The sequence below is a fragment of the Roseibium sp. HPY-6 genome, assembly GCF_040530035.1.
Lineage (GTDB): Bacteria > Pseudomonadota > Alphaproteobacteria > Rhizobiales > Stappiaceae > Roseibium.
This window is the reverse complement of record NZ_JBEWCD010000003.1, coordinates 472,726-493,685: the sequence shown is the minus strand read 5'-3', so window position 1 is coordinate 493,685 and position 20,960 is coordinate 472,726. Positions and strand designations below refer to the sequence as shown.

The window sequence follows — 20,960 nt, the reverse complement described above, 5'->3', positions numbered from 1 at the left end:
GGTTTAAACTGGCAAGAAAACAATTTGTTAACCCTCACTTAAGTGCGAAACTGCTAAGATGCGCCCAGGCTTGGAGAGTTTTCATGGACAGCGTAGGCATCGCCGGCACATTTGCAGCAGCGTCACAGGCGCAGACGAACCAGGCGCTGCAATCAGAAATGCTGAAGATTGCTGCGCAACAGGATGCTAGCATCGTCGCCCTGCTTCAGGAAGGCGCGTCCAATCTGCAATCGTCGCAAGCGGCACCGCCTCCGGGCCTGGGTGCGACGGTCGACGTCACGGCCTGACGCTCAACGCGTAACCCAAATCCATTAACCCACCCCATATGACTTGCGGGAATCATAGGCGTCTCGCTTACGCTTGACGATGCGTGCAATTTTGGACGCGGAAAATCTGAGCAACAAGGAAAATAAAATTATCTTTCTTTTTCAGTTGTCTAGTAGTTTTTATTTTGATTTTTAAATAACTTTTCCCGAATACAGTAAGGCCGCATAGATCAATTTCTAATTTTGCGAATGAAGTTTACAATTCAATTCAGTTATCTGGTGCACAATTGAACAAACAGGCACCTTGTCTCAGGACCTATGATGACTGAAGTCGCTGCACATTCAAATGCCCTGGCCTTCCAGCCGGCCCTCGGTACGCCGCGTACCGAGAAGGTCGCTGAGCAGGTAAAGGTCCTGGGCGCGCGCCAGTCTGAAGCGGCTGCCGAGGCGGTGCAGCGCCAGGCGGAATTCAGCACAAAACGAGCAGAATTCCTGAGCGACCAGGCGCAAAAGCTGGAAACGCGTGCGCAGACACGCAATCCCGAGACCGGCCTTGGTGGCCGTGTGGACATCACCGTTTAGAAAAATCGAACAACGGACAAGAGGAGAAACGGGTTTGACGAGTGTTTCAGGTAGCACATCTGCGTCGTACGACGTTGCAAAGACACGAAACGAGTTCGCCCTCAATGCCGTCAAGGATCAGGCCGACCAGGAGCGTCAGGTCGCGGACAGATTGAACGAAGCCCAGGCAACGCAGGAAGAAGACCGCCGCGAAGCCCGCAAGATCCCAGGCCTTGGCGAGGCCGTCGACATAACAGTCTAGCCTCGCACGGATACAAACTGTCGAATCAAGGACGCAAACTTGCGTCTTTCATGGTTTCTGTGACGACAATCGCGTTTTCGTCAATGGCCCCGTTGCCTGGAGTCTTTACTAACAAATTCGATTGCTTGAGTTTGGGCCGCTGCAAGTGCGGCCGGAAGCTGGACCTGTTTGACTGTCAGGCGCCCTCTTTCCCTCTTGCACTTTGAATGAGGTGTTTTGCCTCGCCTGATGCCCATTCGGCCGGACCGTACATGGTTCCGATTTCGCAACCCTCCGGATCGATCAGAATGGTTGTTGGCAGGCCCGTCGCACGGCTGACTTTTCGCAATTCCTTCAAGAGACCGTTTGAGCTGTCCTGATAAAACGTCAGGTTCGAGACGCCGATTTCCTGCAGAAAATCCTTCGGTTTGTCGGGGCCGCCGCGATCAAGGCTGACTGCGACGACCTCAAAAGTCGGGTCGCCCAGGTCGGCCTGGAGCTGATCGAGTGCGGGCATCTCCTCACGGCAAGGCGCGCACCAGGTGGCCCAGAGGTTTAGTAGAACTGTCTTGTCCTTGAAGTCAGCAAGCGACATGGTTTCCCCGTCCGAGCCCTTGAAGGTAAGCCCTGTCAGGTCAAGTGGCTGGCTTGCAGGCAGGAATGCGGCGACTTCGCCTTTGGCAAATGGTTTTGCGGAGGCTGCGGCAGATAGCGCAGCCGTACAGCTTTGCGCACCGGCAATATTGCCATTCGGACCGGCGATCACGTATAGAGCCGCTACAGCAGCCACCGCGCCTGCGAGCCCTGCGGCGATCATGCCGCGTCTGGAGCTTCTGACGGATTCGGTAGGCTTATTCATTCGTTCACACCTCGCAAGGGGCGCCTTTTAAAGGACAGGACATGAGCAATCGCATGTGGGGAGGCCGGTTTGCCGAAGGACCGGACGCCATAATGGAGGAAATCAACGCCTCCATCGACTACGACCGAAGGTTATATAGGCAAGACATTGACGGCTCGAAAGCCCATGTGCGCATGCTCGCTGAAAAAGAGATTGTTACGCGCGACGATGCCGACAAGATCGTCGAGGGTCTAGACACAATTCTGTCAGAGATCGAAAAAGGCGACTTCAAGTTTTCCCGGGCGCTTGAAGACATTCACATGAATATCGAAGCGCGCCTGGCCGAGTTGATTGGGCCCGCCGCCGGCCGGCTGCATACCGCGCGTTCGCGGAACGATCAGGTGGCGACTGATTTCCGGCTTTGGGTCCGCGACACGCTCGATACGCTGGACGAGCAGCTGGGCGAACTGATGCAGGTACTTGCGGCAAAGGCTGAAACCCATGCGGCGGATGTCATGCCGGGTTTCACACACCTGCAATCCGCTCAGCCGGTCACGTTCGGGCACCATCTGCTGGCCTATGTCGAGATGTTCTCCCGCGATCGTGGCCGTGTCCGGGATGCGCGCAAGCGTATGAATGAGTGCCCGCTCGGTTCGGCCGCCCTGGCCGGAACGTCCTTTCCGATTGACCGGAAAATGACCGCGGAAGCGCTCGGATTCGACCGTCCATCCGCGAACTCCCTGGATGCGGTTTCGGATCGGGATTTCGTTATCGAAGCATTGGCGGCCGCCTCGCTCACCGCAATGCATTTGTCGCGGCTGGCGGAAGAGATCGTCGTCTGGTGTTCGGCTCAATTCGGGTTTGTGAAACTCTCCGACAAGTTTTCGACCGGGTCGTCGATCATGCCGCAGAAGAAAAATCCGGATGCGGCGGAACTCGTGCGCGCCAAGACGGGCCGTATCTACGGATCGCTGCAGGCACTTCTGGTCATGATGAAGGGTCTTCCTCTCGCCTATTCGAAGGACATGCAGGAAGACAAGGAACAGGCGTTCGACGGTCTTGCCAGCGTGTCCCTCGCGATTGCAGCTATGACCGGCATGGTGCGCGATCTTGAACCGGTCACAAAGAACATGAAGAAAGCCGCGGGTTCGGGTTATTCCACCGCCACTGATCTGGCAGACTGGCTTGTCCGCGTGCTGGGAATGCCCTTCCGCGACGCGCATCACGTGACAGGCAAGATCGTCGGTCTCGCTGTCGAAAAGGGCATCGAACTGCACAAGGTTCCGCTCGACCAGATGCAACAGGTCGACCCGAAAATTACCGAAGAAGTCTACTCGGTTCTGTCAGTCGACAAGTCGGTCCGAAGCCGGACAAGTCTTGGGGGAACCGCGCCGGCCAACGTGCGCAAGCAGGCGCGCCGCTGGCTCAAAGACCTTGCAAAGGCATAGCGAGAACGCAGTCAAAAGCGCATGACGCCTTCAACCGGTCTTGCCGAATGGAGCGTGCCATGCGAGGAGAGGACTGCGGAAATGAATTTCAGGAAGGGCATTTAGCGAATGACGACCCGGTTCAAGATCCTGGCGCTGATCGGTCTCTGCCTGAGCCTGACCCTTGCGGGGTGCGGCCGCAAAGGCGATCTGGATGTCCCTGGCACGCCGGCAGCGCCTGAAAACAGCGCTGTCGACCCGGCTGATACGGCTGCAGTTGCGACTGCCGAGATCGAACCGGAAGTTGATGAGGACCCGTTCTTTCTGGACTTCCTCATCAAATGAAACCGGTATGCTGCGGCTCCGTGCGCGCACCCTGACCTTTTAAGAAAACACGACAGCTTGGCGAGGCGAGTCTTGCATCATTTCAATTACAGGAACGGAGTTTTATACGCGGAAGACGTTCCGGTCGAAGACATCGCCCGCGAAGTCGGGACGCCGTTCTATTGCTATTCGACCGCGACGCTGACCCGTCACTATCAGGTGTTTTCTTCCGCCTTTGACGAAATTCCTTCGCTTGTCTGCTACGCGATGAAGGCGAATTCCAATCAGGCCGTCCTGGCAACGCTTGCGAAACTCGGCGCTGGCATGGACGTGGTCTCCGAAGGCGAGCTGCGCCGTGCACGCGCCGCCGGCGTGCCCGCTGACCGGATCGTCTTCTCAGGTGTCGGTAAAACCGAGGCGGAACAGGCTTATGCGCTTGAAGAAGACATTTTGTGCTTCAACGTTGAATCGGAGCCGGAGTTGCACCAGCTGTCGCGCGTCGCGAGCGAAATGGGACGGACCGCGCGCGTTTCCATGCGCATCAATCCGGATGTCGATGCCAAGACCCACGCCAAGATCGCGACCGGAAAGGCCGAAAACAAATTCGGAATTCCCTGGCAGAGCGCGGGCGCCGTTTACGCGCAGGCAGCAAGCCTCCCGGGCATCGAAGTCACCGGCATCGACATGCATATCGGCTCACAGATCACTGAGCTGGAACCTTTCGACAACGCATTCGCGCGCCTGGGCGAGCTAATTTCGGAGCTGCGCGCGCATGGACACAAGATCGATCATGTCGATCTCGGCGGCGGTCTCGGCATTCCTTATGTCAGCGACAACGACCCGCCACCGCACCCTGACGCTTATGCGGAGGTGGTCAAGAAACACGTTCGGGAGCTCGACTGCAAAGTGATGTTCGAGCCGGGCCGCCTGATTGCGGGCAATGCCGGTATCCTGGTTACGAAGGTCATTTATGTTAAAGAAGGCGGTGACAAGACGTTCGTTATTGTCGACGGTGCGATGAATGACCTGATCCGGCCAACGCTTTATGATGCTCACCACGAAATCCGCCCGGTTCAGGAAGATGACGGCCGGCGGGAGCGAATCAGGGCGGATATTGTCGGGCCCGTCTGCGAGACAGGCGACTTTCTGGCGCAGGACCGCGACATGGCAAATGTGTCAGCTGGGGATATTCTGGCGATCTATTCCGCGGGCGCTTATGGAGCTGTCCAGTCAAGCACGTATAATACCCGCCTGCTGGTGCCCGAAGTCCTCGTAAACGCTGATCAATTCGCGGTCGTGCGGCCCCGCCAAAGCTATGAAGAGCTCCTTGGCCTGGACCGGATACCGGACTGGCTCAAGGCTTCGTGACGAAATCTGTCCGTAATTAGTTGATCCAGACTGTTGCCGGATCGCCTCCGATGCCTCACCTTATAGTATGGTGGGCCAATTCCGTAGCTGTGCACAGCAATTGCCGCTGCGGAATACGAACCGGAGGTGCCTTTGAGCCCGAAAGACAGCGATCAGGATTCCGAACGGCATTCCAGTCCGGACGCGTCCGGCTGGCGCCGGTTTATCCATGCACGCCTTGATACGCTCATAAAGCAAAGCCGCTCTGCTCTTTTCGTTGAGCGTGTCTGGCGCGCTCTTATGCCCGTGCTCGTCGTGACCGGTATCTACGTCGGGCTCTCGTGGCTGGGCTTGTGGCTGGTGCTTCCCGTCTGGCTGGGTCTGGCGGGTATCGTGTTGTTTGCGGCAGCGCTGGTCTGGGCGTCCGCCGATCTGTTCCGGCTGCGCTGGCCGTCACGCGAAGACGGGCTGTCTCGCGTTGAAAAGTCCTCCGGGCGCGACCACCGGCCTTTGACGACCCTCGAAGACGAACTTTCCGTTGGAAGCGAGAACGCGGAAAGCCGCGCTATCTGGGCACTCCACCAGCGCCGGACGGCCGAAGCCGTTGCATCGATCCGCTCCAAGGCACCGGATCCGCAAGCCTATCGCCGCGATCCCTGGGCTTTGAGGGTTCTTGCCGCCAGCCTGCTGATCATCGGCTTCACGACCGCAAGCGGCGATCATCTCGGACGGCTTGCTTCGGCATTTCAAAATCCCTTCAAGACGGTGGAACCGCCTAGCCGGCTTGATGCTTGGGTCACGCCACCGATCTACACCAGCGAACCACCGGTTTACCTGACGGGCGAAAGTGCGCAGCTGCGCGATCCGGGGGCACCTGTTTCCGTGCCTGAAGGGTCTGTTCTGGTCGTAAGATCGCAAGGGGTGCGCGCGGTCGGCATGACATTTGCCGGGCCGTTCGACACGGAACCGCGCGTCATTGAGCCGGATGAGACATCGGAAGACACTGATGCGGAACTTGCAAAGCTGCTTCCCGTCGAACGGCGCCTTACACTCGAAACAACCGGCGTGGTCGAACTGCTGGACGGCGAAGAACCGTTCCTGAAATTCGCATTCGACGTCAGGCCGGACGATGCTCCGGAAATCCGCCTGACGGACGACCCTGAAGAGCAGCTCAGCGGCGCGCTGAAATTCTCCTATCTGGTGAATGATGATTACGGCGTGGTCTCTGCGGAAGCACGCATTACACCGCTTCCCAATCCGGACCACCAGGACCGTGTTCCGCGCCCGCTGGTCGATGCACCGCAGTTTCCCTTGTCATTGCCCGCGCGTACCGGCACGGCAAAGACCGCTGAGACAATCCGCGATCTGACATCGCATCCCTGGGCCGGCTCGGAAGTGGATCTGACGCTTCTGGCGCGCGATCAGGCATCCCAGGAAGGCTATTCACCCGCCTATCGCATCACGCTGCCGCAGCGCCGGTTCAGCAAACCGCTGGCGCGGGCCATTGTAGAGCAACGGCGGAACCTGGCCCTCGACGCTCAGAACCATGCGCAGGTCATTACCGCCATGGATGCGCTGATGCTTGCGCCGGACCTGTTCGATATCAGGGCGCGCAACTATCTCGGGATGCGGTTTGCCTATGGCGAACTGGTCCAGGCGCAGTCTGATGAGGATCTGAAGGCAATGCTGCCGCTCCTCTGGGATCTCGCGCTTTCCATTGAAGACGGCGATCTTTCGGCAGCCGAAAGAAAACTGCGCGACGCACAAGAGGCCTTGCGCAAAGCGCTTGAAGAAGGTGCGAGCGATGAAGAGATCGCCAAGCTGACACAGGAGCTGCGCGAAGCACTCAACGAATACATGCAGGCCCTTGCCGAGCAGATGCGGCAGAATCCGCAGGCCATGCAGCCGTTCGATGGAAACCAGCAGACCCTCAATCAGCAGGATCTGAGCGAGATGCTGGACCGCATCGAGGAACTGGCGCGCACAGGTTCGCGCGATGCGGCGCGGGAGCTTCTGGCCCAGATGCAGCAGATGCTAGAAAACCTGCAGGCCGGCCGTCCGCAGATGATGCCCAATGGCATGAACAGCGAGATGATGGAAATGCTCAACCAGCTGGGTGAAATGATCCAGCAGCAGCAGCAGTTGATGGACGAAACCCATAATTTCAACCAGGACCAGCAACGCCAGCGTGGTGGCCAACAGCAACAGCAGCAAGGACAACAACAGCAAGGTCAGGGCCAGCAACTGACCCAGGAGCAGCTCGAACAGATGCTGCAACAGCTGCAGCAGGGCCAGGGCAATCTGGCGCAACAGCTTCAGGAGCTTATGGAACAGCTCGGCCAGAATGGTATGGGCCAGAATGAGGCGCTCGGACAGGCCGGGGAATCCATGGGCGACGCACAGCAGTCCCTCGGCGAAGGTCAGGGGCAGCAGGCGCTTGGCCAGCAAGGCGATGCGCTTGATGCGCTCCGGCGCGGCGCGCAGAGCATGACCGAGCAGATGATGGGTCAGGGCGAAGGTGCCGGCAACCCGAACGGACCGTCGCCAATAGATGAGGATCCACTTGGACGCCCGCGCAGGACGGAAGGACCCGATTTCAACAACCGTGTCCAGATTCCGGACGAGATCGACGTCCAGCGTGCCCGGCGTATCCTGGAAGAATTGCGCAGGCGCTTTTCCGATCCGTCCCGGCCCCAGTTGGAACTGGATTATCTTGAGCGGCTCTTGAAGCGGTACTGAACGACATTGAAGATGCTGTCGTACTCTGATGCAACGACAGTTTGAATTTGATTGGCAAAATCAAAACGCCCCGGACATTCATCCGGGGCGTTTTGCGTTCCGGTCAATTTCAACCGTCAGCATGGTCTCACTTGCTGAATTTTCGGACCAGTCCAAGGGCTCCGATGCCCGCGAGCAGGAGCGGCAGCGAAGCCGGCAGTGGCACCGGCACCGGTGTCCGTGAGGGCGAACTGATGAAGCTGCCTTCATTCCCGTTACGGACCGGGGAACAGTTCCCGCAATCGAGAAACCCGGTGCTGGTGAGCGAGAACTGGTTCACGGTATCGGCCACCAGGGGCAAAAGAGCGACAGCCGTATCGAGAACGTCGAGACCGCTGAAGCCAAGACCGAGACGCAATACCCGTTCGCGGTCCGGTCCGTTGAAATATGTGACATCCTCGGTGCGGAACTCAATGAAACTGAAGCCGTTTTGCGTAAACACCGAGGCAACGTGGCCCGCGCTGTCATTGCTGAAGGTGTCTCCGGGTAGAACCTGCCCGCCGCTGAACAATCCGCCGGAGACAGATATGCTCCAGGCGGTCGCAGCGTTGAGGTCGCTATCCCAAACGAAGCTGCCGGCAGCCGTGCCATTGTCCTCGAACTGCAGGTCCAGCTCCCAGGTGACCGGGGCTGCCTGGGCGGAAACCGCCCATGTGCTGAAAATGATCGCTTTGAGAAGTGTTCTGAGTGTCACGATGCTCTCCGTCGCCATGCGTGTTGCTTTGTTGCGGCTCCACTTCAGAACGAAGCAAAGTTCTACTGTTTCCTGAGCTCGTCTGAGCTCAAGATTGATCTTCTTCTCCAGACGAATGCCGATCAGAAGCGTAGAAAACGCCTGCGATTGATCGATTTCGTCTTGCCAGGATCCAACAGTAAATTCGTGGACTGCTGAGTGGGTGGCTTTGCCAATCGCCACGGAGACTAGGGTTTTCGTTTCAGCTCCAGAACCCGAATCGCGACATAGGGCCTTTGCAATTCTGCACGACGCCCGGGAGGGCAGATGTTCCCAGTTAGTGGTCCGCCGCTCCTGCAAACACTTCTGTCCTGAGCGGAGGTGGGCCGTAGGGGCAGTCGATCAGGTATCCCCAGCCGCCATTGGCGAGCCGTTTTGCCACCTCGGTGGAGCGGCCTTCTGCCATCACGGTGCCATCGGGAGCTAAAACACGCCATGTCGCGCACAACATGGCTGTATCGCCAACGATCACTTCGCTGGTGACGTCGCTTTCGATCCTGGGCCTGACCTCCAGCAGCTCTGCGAACGCGGCGCGTGCACCCGCAGTCCCGGATTTTGGGGGCTGGTCCGGCGGGAAGAAGATCAGGCAGTCGGGGTGAAACATCGATATGATGCCATCGATATCACCGTCCTCAAGATAAGCGCTTACGCAATCGGCAATATCTCTTGGCCGGTGCGCAATTCTGCCGTGTTCCGTCATTTTGAAGTTCCTGATGTGTATTGCGAGGAGGCAAGCCGCGTGCGTTTGTCCTAAAAATCAAACGAACCGGCTTGCCGGATTTTGTCGGGCAACCAGGTTTCATGGATGTGAAGCCACTTGAAAGGCGGACCCGGTACAAGGACCGCGCTGGTGATGCGCGCATTGTTGGCAAGATCTGATGCGAATGCGCCCGCCTGCCACTCGGTATAGGTGGCCAGAACCGCGTCGCCGCTTCGATGCCTCAGCGTGACGTCGCGGATTTCAATTCTGAAACCTTTGTTCGAGCCGTACCCGTTTTCGAACATTTTCTTGAGCGCGTCATAGCCGAGGACCTGGCCGTCCGGGGAAATGAAGGTCATGTCCCGGTCGAACCGCGACAGGAGGCGCGGCTCCAGTTGATCGCGCGCTATCGTTCCGTTGAACCATCGGACAAAGAAGTCGTGCACATCGACGATTTCGGTACGAACATTATCCAGAAGCGTGCTCATGGTGTGTCCCTCAGGCCGCGTTGCGTTCGTCATTGTTGTCGATATCGAGCAGCAGTTTCCAGGCTCCGTCAGGATGCTTGCGATAGGTCAGGACAAGCCGTCCCTCGCCACCGCCTGTCCGGCCTGTTTCCTTGTCCGTAAACTCGACCGTGAAATGGCCGACCAACAGCGCCTGATTGCCATAGACCTTGAAATGTTCGATCTCGAAGCCGGATCTGAAGGTGTTGGCTTCGATGCGAGGCCCGTATTTGTCCCGGATTGCCTGCATGCCGACTGTTGTCGGCTGCCGTTCATTGCAGACGACGACTTCCGGGTCGCAGGTCCTGACCATCCGCTCCAGATCGCCGCTATCCAGTCCTTCCATCCAGTCGTTAAGCGCCGCCATTACGGCGTCTTTGTCGTCCATGTCCGTTCTCCTTCATTGGTGTGACCGTTCTCTTGCCAGTGAAAATAGGAACGTGATACTGTAAGAAAAATACTTACTAATCTTACAGTTTGATCGAAAAAACGAACAATGAAACGCAATCAGCTCAGCGACATGTCCGTGTTCGTCGAAGTGGCCCGCGTGAAAGGTTTCAGGGCGGCGGCTGAAAACCTGAAGCTCAAGGCAGGATCTGTCAGCGAGGCCGTGCAGAGGTTTGAAGACCGCCTGGGTGTGCGATTGTTCGAACGCTCCACACGCTCCGTCGCGCTGACGCCGGCAGGAGAGCAACTTTACCGGCGGAGCCTTCCGGCGATCACGGACCTGGAAACAGCGATACGCGAGCTCGACGCGCTCAAAGACAGCGTTGCCGGAACCCTGCGCATTTCCGCACCCTACAGTGCGGGCGCGTTTTTTCTGGACGGTCTTTTGAGCGAATACGCGTTGCTTTATCCCGATGTCGCGGTCGAACTGATTTACGATGATGCGAAGGTCGATCTGGTCGAAGCAGGTGTCGATGTGGCGATCAGATCCAATACCCTTCTGGAACCGGATACCCATGCTCTGCCGATTGGCCCCGAGCTGCGCATGGCAATTGTCGCTTCCCGTTCTTATCTGGAGCGGGCGGGAGTTCCGGCGTCTCCCGAACACATTCTTGATCACGAGGGAATTTGCTTTGCCTTCGGCCGCGGTGACCGGATGGCTCCCTGGATGTTCGAGGGCAAGGACGGCCTTTACAGCGTGATGCCGCGGCCGCGCATGGTCGTAAATGATCTCAGGGCGCTTTTGACCTATGCCCGGGCGGGCCTTGGTCTTGCCTATGTCTATGCCGACATGGCCGAAGCGGATCTTGCAACAGGCGATCTCATTGCCGTTCTGCCCGGAGCGGTCCCCTCCCTGCCGCGCTATTCACTGAATTACCGCAGCAAGAAGCACATGCCGCGCAGGCTCCGGGCTTTTGTTGATCTGGCAAAGAAAACGCGCGGGAAGTTGCCGGGATCCTCTGACTTTTAAGCCCGATGAGTTTTCTAGCATCGCAAAGCCGTTTGAGGTACATGAGCGGTTGACGAATTACCCCGCGCGTTTGGTGATCAGAGTGGTGACGCCGCGATCATCGCTGCAAAAGCCTTCATCCTGTTTCGCCTTCGATGAGTTCAAAGCCCATGTCCCACCGAAGGCTTACAGGCGTGTTGGAAAGTTGCTGGAGAATATTGCGGGCGGCGCGGCGCCCGGTTTCGTAGCGGTTGGTGAGAATGGTTGTCAGACGCTTCGGCAGGTTCTGTCCGCTTTCAAGTCCGCTGAACCCTGCAATGGCCAGGCGATCCGGAACTGAGATTCCGGCTTGCAAACAGTGCATCAAGCCGCCGGTTGCCGCGGTGTCATTGGAAAAGAAAACGGCGTCGCGATCCGGTGCCTGTTCGAGGAGTCGTATCAGCCCGCTTTTCCCGGCGGCCAGGTTTGGGGGACGGTTGAAAAGATCCGGTGCGAAGATGCCGAAGCCGTGACGTTCGAGTTCAGCCTTGATCGCCTGAAAGCGGATTGCTGCAGCATAGTCGCTTTCGTTCCAGCCCACATAGCCAAATCGCCGGTATTTTTTGGTGATCATATAGGCGGCCAATGCCTGGCCGGCTTCGGCGTGATTGAGCCCCACACACATTTCTATCGGGTCTTCCGGCAGGTTCATGATTTCCACAACGGGAATATCGGCATTGAGCAGCACATTTCGGGTTTTCGGCGAGTGACGAACGTTGGACACCACAAAGCCAGCCGGACGCCAGGACATCATCGAATAAACAAGCTCTTCTTCCTTCGCGATGCTGTAGTCGGAAACGCCGACAACGGCCTGGTATCCTTCCCGATCCAGCATCTCCGAGATCCCGCTCAGGACTTCGGTGAAGACATGATTGGACAGGGACGGAATGATCACGGCGACCTGGTTGGATCGCGCTGTCGCGAGCGATCCCGCCATCCGGTTTTCGACATAACCCAGCCTGTCAATCGCAGCCAGAACCGTCTTCCTGGTTCCAGCCGAGACAGTGCCGGATTTACGCAGAACCCTTGAAACGGTCATTTCGGAAACGTTGGCCGCTTCGGCTACGTCCTTCAAAGTTCTACGTTTTTTGTTTTTAGTCAATATTACTTACCTAATTGTTAGCGGCAAACAATCTAACAATAGAACGCCCCTCACGGCTTGTATAGAGTTTCAAAAAGAGGTTGGGGCGCGGGACGGAAAACGCACTCAAAAATCACCAGGAAGTAAAATCAAGGGTCTTGGAACAAGGACACATGAGCGAATTCGGGAAGTTGAAAATAGCGATTGTCGGCGGGTCTCTATCAGGCTGTATTGCGGCAACGCTCCTCTTTCGTACCGGACACGAAGTCACCGTTCTGGAGCGGTCGCGCAGCGGCCTTTTGGGCCGTGGCGGAGGGCTGACCACATCGCGCACCGTTCTTGAGGAACTCAAGTCACTCGACCTGCTTGACGCCGACTTTGCCGCATCTCCGTTCCACACGCTGAAAATGTCGAAACTTTCGGAAGAAAATGCCTATGTCGGCCGCTGTCCGCTGACCCGGCCAATCGACATGCATTGCGTCAACTGGGGCGGCTTCTGGCAGAATCTGCGTAAACGCGTTCCGGACGAAATCTATTTCCAGGGAAAGACCGTCTCGCAGGCGGAGGAAACGAACGGGTGCGTATCGCTGACCCTGGAGGATGGCAGCACGGAAGCCTACGACCTTGTGGTCTTTGCCGACGGCTACCGCTCGGCAGGCCGGAAGCTCCTGTTCCCCGATATTGACCTGTCTTATCGCGGCTATTTCGTCTGGAGGGGAGTGCTGCCGGAAAGTGAAGTGAGCGATTCCGATCCGCTGAACGATCATCCGCGATATTCCTACAAGAATATCGATGGCAGTTTCGTATCCTTCATCATTCCTGACAGCAGCGGCTCAATGATCCCAGGTGAGCGCATCATCAACTGGGCGGCCTATATTCCGTTGCCCGCTGAAGATCTGCCGGAATTCATGATGGATAATGACGGCCACGTGCGGAGCGGGTCCATTCCATCCGGTGCCATGCGCCCCGAGCAGGACACTGACCTCAAGGCGTTGATGACGGAGCAATTGCCAAGCTACTACGGTGAAATTCTCAACAAGTCGCAGGGCAACCAGATCCAGCTTATCTACTCTTGCGCACTGCCCGCCTACCGGAAGGGGCGCATGTGCCTGGTCGGTGATGCCGGCATGATGGTGCAGCCGATGACGGGCGCCGGCGTCTTCAAAGGGTTTTCGAATGCCCGCGACCTGGTCGACGCTCTTGGCAGTGGAAAGGATCTCGACAGCGCCCTTGAAAGCTGGTCGATCCGACAGACCCGCGTTGCCCACCGGATGCTCGAGATGGGCCACGAAATGGAGCAGGCCTTTATCTGGAACACAATCGATTTGGCCAAGGCGAGCCCGGAGGAATGCGAGCTTTGGTGGGAGAAATCCATCCGGGTGCCGGAGGAGTTTTCGTACTTCGCCACGTAAGGCGTTGCGCAATTGGGAGGAATGGAATGAGCGGGGTGTCCCTGCAGAATGTATCCAAATCGTATGGAAGTCTGACGGTCATCCCTGACCTGTCCCTTGATATTGCGGAAGGGGAATTCGTTGTCTTCGTTGGTCCGTCCGGATGCGGCAAGTCAACGACACTGCGGATGATTGCCGGCCTTGAAAAGGTCTCCGGCGGACAGATTTTCATCGGTGGGCGCGACGTTACCTGGGAACGGCCCAAGTCACGCGACATAGCCATGGTGTTTCAATCCTATGCGCTTTATCCGCACATGAACGTGGCGGACAACATGTCGTTTGCGCTGCGTCTGGCCGGCACACCGAAGTCTGAAATCAACGAGCGTGTCCTGCGGGCGGCCGACATGCTCGAACTGACCGACTATCTGCACCGGAAGCCGCGTGACCTGTCAGGCGGTCAGCGGCAGCGCGTGGCCATGGGTCGTTCGATTGTTCGCGACGCCTACTGCTTCCTGTTTGATGAACCCCTTTCGAACCTGGATGCAAAGCTGCGCGCATCGATGCGCACGGAACTTGCGCTGCTGCACAAGCAGCTTGAGCGCACCATGGTCTACGTGACGCATGACCAGATCGAAGCCATGACAATGGCAGACCGGATCGTAATCATGAAGGACGGGGTCATTCAGCAGGTCGGGACACCCAAGGATGTCTACAACACCCCGGTGAATACGTTTGTGGCGACATTCATTGGCTCTCCATCGATGACTCTCCTGCCTGGGGAGCTATCCGATCAGTCCGGATCCATGTGCATTCAGGGCAGCGGGTTCGAACTGCCCATCCCCGACAGGCTCAAGTCCCGCGCCGGCGCAAGCCCAACCAAGGCCGTCACCATGGGCATGCGGCCTGAACACTTCGCCGCAGAAGCCAGAACCGCGGCCTTCGCGCCGGTCGATCTGGAGGTGAAGGTGGCCGAGTACATCGGCTCCAGCCAGTTTCTTGCGGCAAATCTGGGCGGGCAGGATGTAACGGCCGCGGTTGAAGTCGGACCGGAAGCCGATCTTCTGGGGGACGGCCAGTATTTCTTCGATACATCAAGACTTTACCTGTTTGACCGGGAGACGGGTCGGGCACTTTAGGCTGCGCTGAGCCTCAAAGTCAGCCGCGAGCAATTGCAGTAGTAGTTCAGGGAGGATGAAGACTATGAAGCATGTTTTGAAGAAAGGGCTGCTGTCGATGGGGGCTCTCGCTTTCATCACCGCTGCCGCATTCGCGAACCCTTACGAAAAATACGAAGGAACCACGATCGTCGTCTCCTGGCCGGCACTCAGTCACTTCAAGAAAGCCGAGGAACTCGTCGCAGAGTTCACCGAGGAGACCGGCATCGAAGTTGAAATTGACGCACTTCAGTATCTCAAGCTTCGCGACAGACAGCTGTTGGAAATGTCCAAGGACGAGGGCGAGTATGACGTTGTCAGCTGGGTTGTCATGTGGAAGGGCGAATACGTTTCCAAAGGATTGCTGACACCGCTCTCCCAGTTTTACACAAGCGGGTCGCTCGTCGATCCCAATTACGACCTCGACGACATTGCCGATGCCTACTTGCAAAACGGCGGCATCGTCGGCGGTAAGAAAGGCTATATGCCGGGCAAGTCGGGGGCGATGTACGGCGTGCCGTTCGGAGCGGAAACCTCAATCCTGGCCTATCGCAAGGACATTTTTGAAGAACAGGGTCTCAAAGTTCCCGAGACCTATGACGAGTTGCGCGATGTGATGCAAAAGCTCCATGAAGCTGGCATTCCCGCACTCACCTCCCGTGGCAAAACCGGACACCAGATAACGGCTGCCTGGCTGCTGCATCTGGCACCGCTTGGCGGAAAAATCTTCGACGATCAGTGGAACCCGGTCATCAATTCGCCCGAAGCCGTCGAAGCGGCGCAGGTCTTGCGCGAAGTCGCGCAGACAGGACCAAAGGGCATTCCGACATTCGGCTTCGGCGAGGCCGCCGCGGCCTTCCTGCAGGGCGAAGCGGCGATGCATCTCGACACGCTCAAGATTGCCGCCATGTCGCGTGATCCGAAATTGTCGAAAATCGACGGTAAGGTCGGCTACGCCCTCCATCCTGTCGGGAGCCGCTGCGGCTCGGAAACCGGGGGCTTTGCGGCCGGAATTCCGGCCAATGCGCCAAACAAGGAAGCCGCTTTCCTGTTTCTCCAGTACATAACCTCAAAAGCAGGCGACCAAAGGATGGTTGAGCTTGGCGGCGATCCTGTTCGTATTTCAACGCTTGAGAACAACGCCGACAAGTTCGACGAATACGCAGTCGTCGCGGAACAGCTGCCTTGCGCAGACCCCGATTGGCGTCCGTTGATTCCGGAATGGAACGAACTCAACATTGATGTTCTCGGTCAAGCGCTGACGGAAGTGATCACAACGGACAAGCCGATCCAGCCCATCATGGACGCTGCCAACGAAAAGGCCCGGGCCATCATGGAGCGCGAAGGCTACTACCTCTGGCAGTAATGCAATAGCTGCGGGGATCTCTCCCCGCAGTTTTCGTCCGATGAAGCATTTCGACAACGACAGGATCCGCCGGTGACCGTACTCACCCAATCGCGCAAACCGCGTTTTGCCGCGGAAACGATGACGCCCTATACGTTTATCACTCCGGCAATTCTTGTCATGCTGGGCGGCCTTCTCTATCCGGTTTTCATGGCGTTTTACCTGTCGTTCTATGACTGGGAGATCGGCCGCGACCTTGCCAAGGCACCGTTTCTGGGTGTCGACAACTTTGTCCGGATGGTGCAGGACCCTCAGGTCTGGGAAGTGCTTTGGGTTACCCTGCGGTTCGGCTTCTGGACTATCACGATTGAAATGACACTCGGCGTCGCGTTGGCGCTCCTTTTGGAGAAGCCCATCCGGGGAGCTTCAATCTTTCGGACGATCTTTATCCTTCCTCTGATGGTGTCGCCGGTGGTTGTCGGCCTGATCTGGCGGTATCTGTTCGATGCGCGTATCGGCTGGATCAACTACTATCTGGGGGCCTTCTTCGGGATTGAGCCTCAGGTCTGGCTCGGAGATGCCGACCTGGCATTCTTTGCCATCGTCTTCACTGACATCTGGCAATGGACGCCCTTCATTTTCATCATTGTGATCGCGGGACTTCAGGCCTTGCCGTCCGAGGTGGTGGAAGCGTCTACCATCGACGGTGCAAATTGGTATCAGCAGATCTTTCTGGTGAAGCTCCCGATGATCAAATCGATCCTGATCATCGCCTTGCTGATGCGCCTGATCGACGTGTTTCGCGGTCTTGAGGTGATGCTGATCATGACCGGGGGCGGGCCAGGCAGATCAACGGAATTGCTCTCACTCCATATCTACAACAGAGCTTTTGACACGCAGCAGCTCGGCTATGCGTCTGCCATATCGGTGCTGCTGATCCTGATTGTCTTCGCGATCAGCACGGCAATCCTGACGATGGCCAATCCCATGAAATCCAAGTCTGACGTTTAAGGACCTGAAAATGAACGATACTTTCCAGCGTCAGCTCTATCACTACACCGCCTTGATCTTCCTCGCGCTGATTGCGCTCGCTCCGATCTGGGTGATGATCGCGACCTCGTTCAAAAATGATGTCCTTGTTCAGGACGGCACGCCCCTTTGGTTTTTCTTTCATCCGACACTTGAAAACTATGAGTACATTCTGACGCGCGGAAAGTTCGACCGCTATCTGACCAACTCGGTCATTGTCGCCGTCTCCTCGACAATCATTACGCTGCTGCTGGGCGGCTTTTGCGCATACGCACTTGCCCGCCTCGATTTCAAGGGCCGCGCGCTCATGGCAAATTCCACACTTCTGGTGCGCATGGTCCCGCCGGCGGTGCTGGCTGTGCCCGCTTTTGCTTTCGTGACGTTGACCGGTGTTGACAGCGATCTGGCCGTTCTGACGTTTTTCTATACCGCGCTGAATCTGCCTTTTGCAATCTGGCTACTGTTCGGTTTTTACAAGCAGATTCCCGTTGAACTGGAAGAAGCGGCCATCGTCGACGGCGCATCACCGTTGCAGGTCTTCTTCAAGGTGCTCTTTCCACTCATGACCTCCGGGTATGCCGTTGCCGCGATTTTCACGTTCCGCATTGCCTGGAACGAATTTATTCTGGCCCTTCTTCTGACCGGCAGGACTACCCGTACACTGCCCGTCGGGGCGGCCGGTTTCATCACCGACACCGGCATCGAATGGGGGCGTATCATGGCGATGGGCACCCTGATCGTCATCCCGCCGCTGCTCTTCACCTTTTTCGCAGCACGCCAGATCATCGCAGGCATGACTGCGGGCGCCGTGAAAGGGTGAATTGCGCAAGTTGTTTGGCTGAAGAAGTTATCTGATCATTTCAGATAGAGGTGGTTCGAGAACAGCGGACGCCTTGCGTGCGCATATGAATGCTCGGCGCCGGCTCACTCGCTGAACCGGTGAAGATACGCGCAGGATCGCGAATTATTGAAAGGTCTCCGATCCGAGACTGAAATGCTTGTTTACGCGTATCGGCGTGCGTCTTGCGGCAGGTCGCCGGTGATCGCGTCACGCACCGCCTTGCGGATATCGACAAGGGAAAACGGCTTGGTGATGACATCGTGCACCAGTGCGTCGAGCCCATTTGCGCGTTCGCGCTGATCGGCGAACCCGGTCATGAGAAGTATGGGCATGTCCGGGAAATCCCGCGCTGTATGAAGGGCAAGCGCGATCCCATCCATGACGGGCATTTTGATATCGGAGACAAGAAGATCGAATTGACCTTTTTCGCGTGCGAGAATTTCGACAGCTTCTCCGCCGTCTTCCGCAACGTCTACTGCATGCCCGTCAAGTTCCAGAGCCCGCTTAACAAAGCTCCGGACTGCGTCATCGTCTTCCGTGAGAAGAATGCGAGCCATGCTCACTCTCCTGTCTTGCCGTCAGCCGCAGCTTCATCTTCTGAAGCAACGACGTATCCAATAAAGGGCAACTGCCGCCACGCGTGGCCCATATCCATACCGTATCCGACGACAAACTTATCAGGACAGGCAAACCCGACATAGTCTGCAGATATGGCAGCTTTACGGCGCTCCGGTTTATCCAGCAGTGCTGCTATCTTTACGGAGCGGGCGTTACGCTCGATCAGTCGCTCGCGTGCAAAAGCGAGAGTTCGTCCCGATTCCAGAATATCATCCACTAAAATGATATCGCGGTTGTTAACGTTGCTTTCAACATCGCGCAAAATACGGATGTTTTCAGAACCTTCGGTGCCGGCACCGTATGAAGACAGGTGAATGAACTCCATTTCAGGCTCGAGCCCGGCACGGTGCATCGCCCGGACGAGGTCGGCTGCGAAGATAAAACTGCCTTTCAGAACGGCAACCACCAGAAGATTTTGCGGATTTCCTTCGGCGATCTCTTTCGCCAGTGCAGCCACACGCGTTGCGATGGCGTCTTCGTCGAAAAGAGTTCGAATATTGGCTGTCATGGTCACTCGAGTACTATCTGGCGTTTGCCGCGGTCAATAAAGCGAACCTGGATATCGGAAGCTTCTTCCGGCGGGTCTGCCAGAATTGTTCTGAACCGGGTTTCGTCCAACCCGTTTAACGCTTTTGTTCTGGGTTCGACAGTCCAGGCATATACTTCCTGAAGATCCGAATTGCGAATCGACAACCGGACCGCAGGTACCGCATTGGTCTCGTCTGCAAGATTACGGATCGACCCCTCGACCACTAGAACCTTCTTGCCGGCCTCGATTTCGGAGAATGTCCGCAAGTTCCGGAACTCCAGACCGCGTAAGTTCACCTCAAACCCGATGATCTGGAACAGACTGGCAAGGTCCGGCGATTGTTTGACCATGCTGTCTCGCATGAAGACAAAGGAAGCCAGAGCGCCAAGGGCGAGCGTAAAGATCAGAATTCCGCCAAGCCGGCGAAAATTCCGCCGTGCGACCCAGGACAGGATAGCGCCGATATGATTGCGGCGGAACTTGTCCGGGTTAACGACGATCTTCGGCCGCTTGGCGCTGGATTCAACATCCTCAGGAGCATCCGTCTCGCTTGTTGCTTCATCAGCGGCAAGATCAGCACTGAATTTGTCTTCGTCCGTGCTTTCGCTGTCGTCTTCCATCGGTGAGGAAAGCGCCGCATCATCACTAGCGTCAGCGTCGCTTTCGCTGTCGTCACCGGAGGTCTCGTTCTTTGGCGTATCTTCGTCAGTGTCGGCCTGTGCGTCCGCGGCCCAGTCCGCCTCGTCCCTGTCCGCGTCCTCTTCCTTCGAGCCTGAATCCGCGCCTGTGTCGGGGCCTTTGAAGGATTTCGCGTCGTCGTTGTCGTCTTCAGGTGAAACGAACCAGCGATTACCGCATTTGGCACATTTGACGCTACGGCCCTGAGAGCCGACTGCCTCTGCCTTGATTTCGTAGGACGTACTGCAATCCGGACATGTGATCTTCATGCGCGAAGACCTTTCGTCATGGCATGCTCAAGCGCTATTCTGATGTTACCGACCGGGCCGAATTCCGGCATGAAATTCTGGACAAATGCCAGCAAATCCGATGACGGGCTTTCAGGTTTCTAAAGGACCTTTATATGATTAATGGACCGTTAACGGCCTGGCTATAGCGTCTGTCCATCAACAGGAGACATGTGTGTGATCCGCTTTGAAAATGTCGGATTGAGATACGGCATGGGACCGGAAATTCTGCGGGACCTGACTTTTCAGGTCGAGCCGCAATCTTTCCAGTTTCTGACCGGGCCGTCCGGTGCCGGGAAAACCAGCCTTATCCGGCTCCTGTTCATGTCTCTTCGCCCGACACGTGGGCTGATCAAGGTGTTCAATCGCGATCTGAGCGTGATCGACAAACAGGAATTGCCGAGACTGCGCCGCAAAATCGGCGTCGTGTTCCAGGATTTCAGGTTGCTGGATCATCTGACCACTTATGAAAATGTTGCGCTGCCTTTGCGCGTCGTCGGGAAACAGGAGACCGAGTACCGCTCTGATGTGGTCGATCTTTTGAAGTGGGTCGGCCTCGGTGACCGGATGCATGTGCTCCCGCCCGTTTTGTCAGGCGGGGAAAAGCAAAGAGCCGCAATTGCGCGCGCGCTGATCACACGTCCTGAAGTTCTTCTGGCAGACGAGCCGACCGGTAACGTGGATCCGCCGCTTGCCCGGCGTCTGTTGCGTCTGTTCATAGAGTTGAACAAACTCGGCACTTCCGTTGTGATCGCAACGCACGATATTGCCTTGCTGGAGCAGGTCGATGCCCGGCGCATGGTTTTGGCTGACGGCCGTCTGTCCATCTTCGATTAGGCGGATCCGGGAAA

General features: G+C 57.0%; 23 protein-coding genes. 14 read left to right on the top strand and 9 right to left on the bottom strand.

All coding sequences use genetic code 11. The features are described 5' to 3' along the window. The first annotated feature begins 83 nt into the window (after positions 1-83). The 3 genes from ABVF61_RS28285 (at position 84) to ABVF61_RS28275 (ending at position 1,089) form a co-directional block, all read left to right on the top strand. Entirely contained in the window at positions 84-287 is a 204-nt protein-coding gene (locus ABVF61_RS28285; protein ID WP_353996955.1) for a hypothetical protein, read from the top strand. Between the two features lie 300 nt (positions 288-587). Continuing rightward, positions 588-848: a hypothetical protein gene (locus ABVF61_RS28280; protein ID WP_353996954.1), complete on the top strand. Its 261-nt coding sequence runs from the start codon at positions 588-590 to the stop codon at positions 846-848. 34 nt (positions 849-882) lie between these two features. Next, positions 883-1,089 carry a hypothetical protein gene (locus tag ABVF61_RS28275; RefSeq protein WP_353996953.1) on the top strand — a complete coding sequence of 69 codons (207 nt, stop codon included), beginning with the start codon at positions 883-885 and terminating at the stop codon, positions 1,087-1,089. Positions 1,090-1,264: 175 nt separating this feature from the next. Here ABVF61_RS28275 and tlpA read toward each other — a convergent pair whose 3' ends face one another. Next, positions 1,265-1,927, bottom strand: coding sequence for a thiol:disulfide interchange protein TlpA (gene tlpA, locus ABVF61_RS28270; RefSeq protein WP_353996952.1), 663 nt, complete (start codon positions 1,925-1,927; stop codon positions 1,265-1,267). Positions 1,928-1,968: 41 nt separating this feature from the next. On the opposite strand from tlpA, the gene argH reads away from it, so the two are divergent. From argH to ABVF61_RS28250, 4 genes are all read left to right on the top strand, one after another. Next, entirely contained in the window at positions 1,969-3,354 is a 1,386-nt protein-coding gene (gene argH, locus ABVF61_RS28265) for an argininosuccinate lyase (RefSeq protein ID WP_353996951.1), read from the top strand. A 108-nt stretch (positions 3,355-3,462) separates the two neighbouring features. Further along, a complete protein-coding gene (gene lptM, locus ABVF61_RS28260; RefSeq protein ID WP_353996950.1) occupies positions 3,463-3,678 on the top strand; it encodes an LPS translocon maturation chaperone LptM in 216 nt (71 codons plus the stop codon). A 72-nt stretch (positions 3,679-3,750) separates the two neighbouring features. Next, positions 3,751-5,025 (top strand): diaminopimelate decarboxylase, encoded by a 1,275-nt coding sequence (gene lysA / locus ABVF61_RS28255; protein WP_353996949.1) that lies wholly within the window; start codon positions 3,751-3,753, stop codon positions 5,023-5,025. Positions 5,026-5,157: 132 nt separating this feature from the next. After that, positions 5,158-7,743, top strand: a complete 2,586-nt coding sequence (locus tag ABVF61_RS28250) for a TIGR02302 family protein (RefSeq protein ID WP_353996948.1) — start codon at positions 5,158-5,160, stop codon at positions 7,741-7,743. 127 nt (positions 7,744-7,870) lie between these two features. Here ABVF61_RS28250 and ABVF61_RS28245 read toward each other — a convergent pair whose 3' ends face one another. The 4 genes from ABVF61_RS28245 to ABVF61_RS28230 all read right to left on the bottom strand — a co-directional run bounded on the left by ABVF61_RS28245 (position 7,871) and on the right by ABVF61_RS28230 (position 10,109). Beyond that, positions 7,871-8,698 (bottom strand): VPLPA-CTERM sorting domain-containing protein, encoded by an 828-nt coding sequence (locus ABVF61_RS28245; RefSeq protein WP_353996947.1) that lies wholly within the window; start codon positions 8,696-8,698, stop codon positions 7,871-7,873. Positions 8,699-8,792: 94 nt separating this feature from the next. Next, positions 8,793-9,215: a YybH family protein gene (locus ABVF61_RS28240; RefSeq protein ID WP_353996946.1), complete on the bottom strand. Its 423-nt coding sequence runs from the start codon at positions 9,213-9,215 to the stop codon at positions 8,793-8,795. Positions 9,216-9,265: 50 nt separating this feature from the next. Continuing rightward, entirely contained in the window at positions 9,266-9,703 is a 438-nt protein-coding gene (locus ABVF61_RS28235; protein ID WP_353996945.1) for a hypothetical protein, read from the bottom strand. 10 nt (positions 9,704-9,713) lie between these two features. Beyond that, positions 9,714-10,109 (bottom strand): YybH family protein, encoded by a 396-nt coding sequence (locus ABVF61_RS28230; RefSeq protein WP_353996944.1) that lies wholly within the window; start codon positions 10,107-10,109, stop codon positions 9,714-9,716. A 108-nt stretch (positions 10,110-10,217) separates the two neighbouring features. On the opposite strand from ABVF61_RS28230, the gene ABVF61_RS28225 reads away from it, so the two are divergent. Continuing rightward, positions 10,218-11,138 carry a LysR family transcriptional regulator gene (locus ABVF61_RS28225; RefSeq protein ID WP_353996943.1) on the top strand — a complete coding sequence of 307 codons (921 nt, stop codon included), beginning with the start codon at positions 10,218-10,220 and terminating at the stop codon, positions 11,136-11,138. Positions 11,139-11,253: 115 nt separating this feature from the next. On the opposite strand, the gene ABVF61_RS28220 is transcribed toward ABVF61_RS28225, so the two are convergent. Continuing rightward, positions 11,254-12,258, bottom strand: a complete 1,005-nt coding sequence (locus tag ABVF61_RS28220) for a LacI family DNA-binding transcriptional regulator (RefSeq protein WP_353996942.1) — start codon at positions 12,256-12,258, stop codon at positions 11,254-11,256. 152 nt (positions 12,259-12,410) lie between these two features. Here ABVF61_RS28220 and ABVF61_RS28215 point away from each other — a divergent pair, with 152 nt between their 5' ends. From ABVF61_RS28215 to ABVF61_RS28195, 5 genes are all read left to right on the top strand, one after another. After that, complete coding sequence (locus ABVF61_RS28215; protein WP_353996941.1) at positions 12,411-13,649, top strand: FAD binding domain-containing protein; 1,239 nt, start codon at positions 12,411-12,413, stop codon at positions 13,647-13,649. 26 nt (positions 13,650-13,675) lie between these two features. Then, on the top strand, positions 13,676-14,764 hold the full coding sequence (locus ABVF61_RS28210) for an ABC transporter ATP-binding protein (RefSeq protein ID WP_353996940.1): 1,089 nt from the start codon (positions 13,676-13,678) through the stop codon (positions 14,762-14,764). Between the two features lie 64 nt (positions 14,765-14,828). Next, positions 14,829-16,148: an ABC transporter substrate-binding protein gene (locus tag ABVF61_RS28205; protein ID WP_353996939.1), complete on the top strand. Its 1,320-nt coding sequence runs from the start codon at positions 14,829-14,831 to the stop codon at positions 16,146-16,148. 72 nt (positions 16,149-16,220) lie between these two features. Further along, a complete protein-coding gene (locus ABVF61_RS28200) occupies positions 16,221-17,138 on the top strand; it encodes a carbohydrate ABC transporter permease (RefSeq protein ID WP_353996938.1) in 918 nt (305 codons plus the stop codon). A gap of 10 nt (positions 17,139-17,148) precedes the next feature. Continuing rightward, entirely contained in the window at positions 17,149-17,976 is an 828-nt protein-coding gene (locus ABVF61_RS28195; RefSeq protein WP_353996937.1) for a carbohydrate ABC transporter permease, read from the top strand. A 182-nt stretch (positions 17,977-18,158) separates the two neighbouring features. Here the strand turns inward: ABVF61_RS28195 and ABVF61_RS28190 are convergent, their stop codons facing one another. Genes ABVF61_RS28190 through ABVF61_RS28180 form a run of 3 tightly spaced genes read right to left on the bottom strand, consistent with a single transcriptional unit; the run spans position 18,159 to position 20,091 of the window. Then, positions 18,159-18,554, bottom strand: a complete 396-nt coding sequence (locus tag ABVF61_RS28190; protein WP_353996936.1) for a response regulator — start codon at positions 18,552-18,554, stop codon at positions 18,159-18,161. A 2-nt stretch (positions 18,555-18,556) separates the two neighbouring features. Beyond that, a complete protein-coding gene (hpt, locus tag ABVF61_RS28185; RefSeq protein ID WP_353996935.1) occupies positions 18,557-19,123 on the bottom strand; it encodes a hypoxanthine phosphoribosyltransferase in 567 nt (188 codons plus the stop codon). Between the two features lie 2 nt (positions 19,124-19,125). Further along, positions 19,126-20,091: a zinc-ribbon domain-containing protein gene (locus ABVF61_RS28180; RefSeq protein ID WP_353996934.1), complete on the bottom strand. Its 966-nt coding sequence runs from the start codon at positions 20,089-20,091 to the stop codon at positions 19,126-19,128. Positions 20,092-20,286: 195 nt separating this feature from the next. On the opposite strand from ABVF61_RS28180, the gene ftsE reads away from it, so the two are divergent. Further along, complete coding sequence (gene ftsE / locus ABVF61_RS28175) at positions 20,287-20,946, top strand: cell division ATP-binding protein FtsE (RefSeq protein WP_353996933.1); 660 nt, start codon at positions 20,287-20,289, stop codon at positions 20,944-20,946. Positions 20,947-20,960: the final 14 nt, after the last annotated feature.

What these genes read in the sequence shown, in the direction of transcription:
- ABVF61_RS28285 (WP_353996955.1), top strand. Translation starts at nt 84, where the DNA reads ATGGACAGCGTAGGCATCGCCGGCACATTTGCAGCAGCGTCACAGGCG.
- ABVF61_RS28280 (WP_353996954.1), top strand. Translation starts at nt 588, where the DNA reads ATGACTGAAGTCGCTGCACATTCAAATGCCCTGGCCTTCCAGCCGGCC.
- tlpA (WP_353996952.1), bottom strand. Translation starts at nt 1,927, where the DNA reads ATGAATAAGCCTACCGAATCCGTCAGAAGCTCCAGACGCGGCATGATC.
- argH (WP_353996951.1), top strand. Translation starts at nt 1,969, where the DNA reads ATGAGCAATCGCATGTGGGGAGGCCGGTTTGCCGAAGGACCGGACGCC.
- lptM (WP_353996950.1), top strand. Translation starts at nt 3,463, where the DNA reads ATGACGACCCGGTTCAAGATCCTGGCGCTGATCGGTCTCTGCCTGAGC.
- ABVF61_RS28240 (WP_353996946.1), bottom strand. Translation starts at nt 9,215, where the DNA reads ATGACGGAACACGGCAGAATTGCGCACCGGCCAAGAGATATTGCCGAT.
- ABVF61_RS28235 (WP_353996945.1), bottom strand. Translation starts at nt 9,703, where the DNA reads ATGAGCACGCTTCTGGATAATGTTCGTACCGAAATCGTCGATGTGCAC.
- ABVF61_RS28230 (WP_353996944.1), bottom strand. Translation starts at nt 10,109, where the DNA reads ATGGACGACAAAGACGCCGTAATGGCGGCGCTTAACGACTGGATGGAA.
- ABVF61_RS28225 (WP_353996943.1), top strand. Translation starts at nt 10,218, where the DNA reads ATGAAACGCAATCAGCTCAGCGACATGTCCGTGTTCGTCGAAGTGGCC.
- ABVF61_RS28215 (WP_353996941.1), top strand. Translation starts at nt 12,411, where the DNA reads ATGAGCGAATTCGGGAAGTTGAAAATAGCGATTGTCGGCGGGTCTCTA.
- ABVF61_RS28210 (WP_353996940.1), top strand. Translation starts at nt 13,676, where the DNA reads ATGAGCGGGGTGTCCCTGCAGAATGTATCCAAATCGTATGGAAGTCTG.
- ABVF61_RS28205 (WP_353996939.1), top strand. Translation starts at nt 14,829, where the DNA reads ATGAAGCATGTTTTGAAGAAAGGGCTGCTGTCGATGGGGGCTCTCGCT.
- ABVF61_RS28195 (WP_353996937.1), top strand. Translation starts at nt 17,149, where the DNA reads ATGAACGATACTTTCCAGCGTCAGCTCTATCACTACACCGCCTTGATC.
- ABVF61_RS28190 (WP_353996936.1), bottom strand. Translation starts at nt 18,554, where the DNA reads ATGGCTCGCATTCTTCTCACGGAAGACGATGACGCAGTCCGGAGCTTT.
- hpt (WP_353996935.1), bottom strand. Translation starts at nt 19,123, where the DNA reads ATGACAGCCAATATTCGAACTCTTTTCGACGAAGACGCCATCGCAACG.
- ABVF61_RS28180 (WP_353996934.1), bottom strand. Translation starts at nt 20,091, where the DNA reads ATGAAGATCACATGTCCGGATTGCAGTACGTCCTACGAAATCAAGGCA.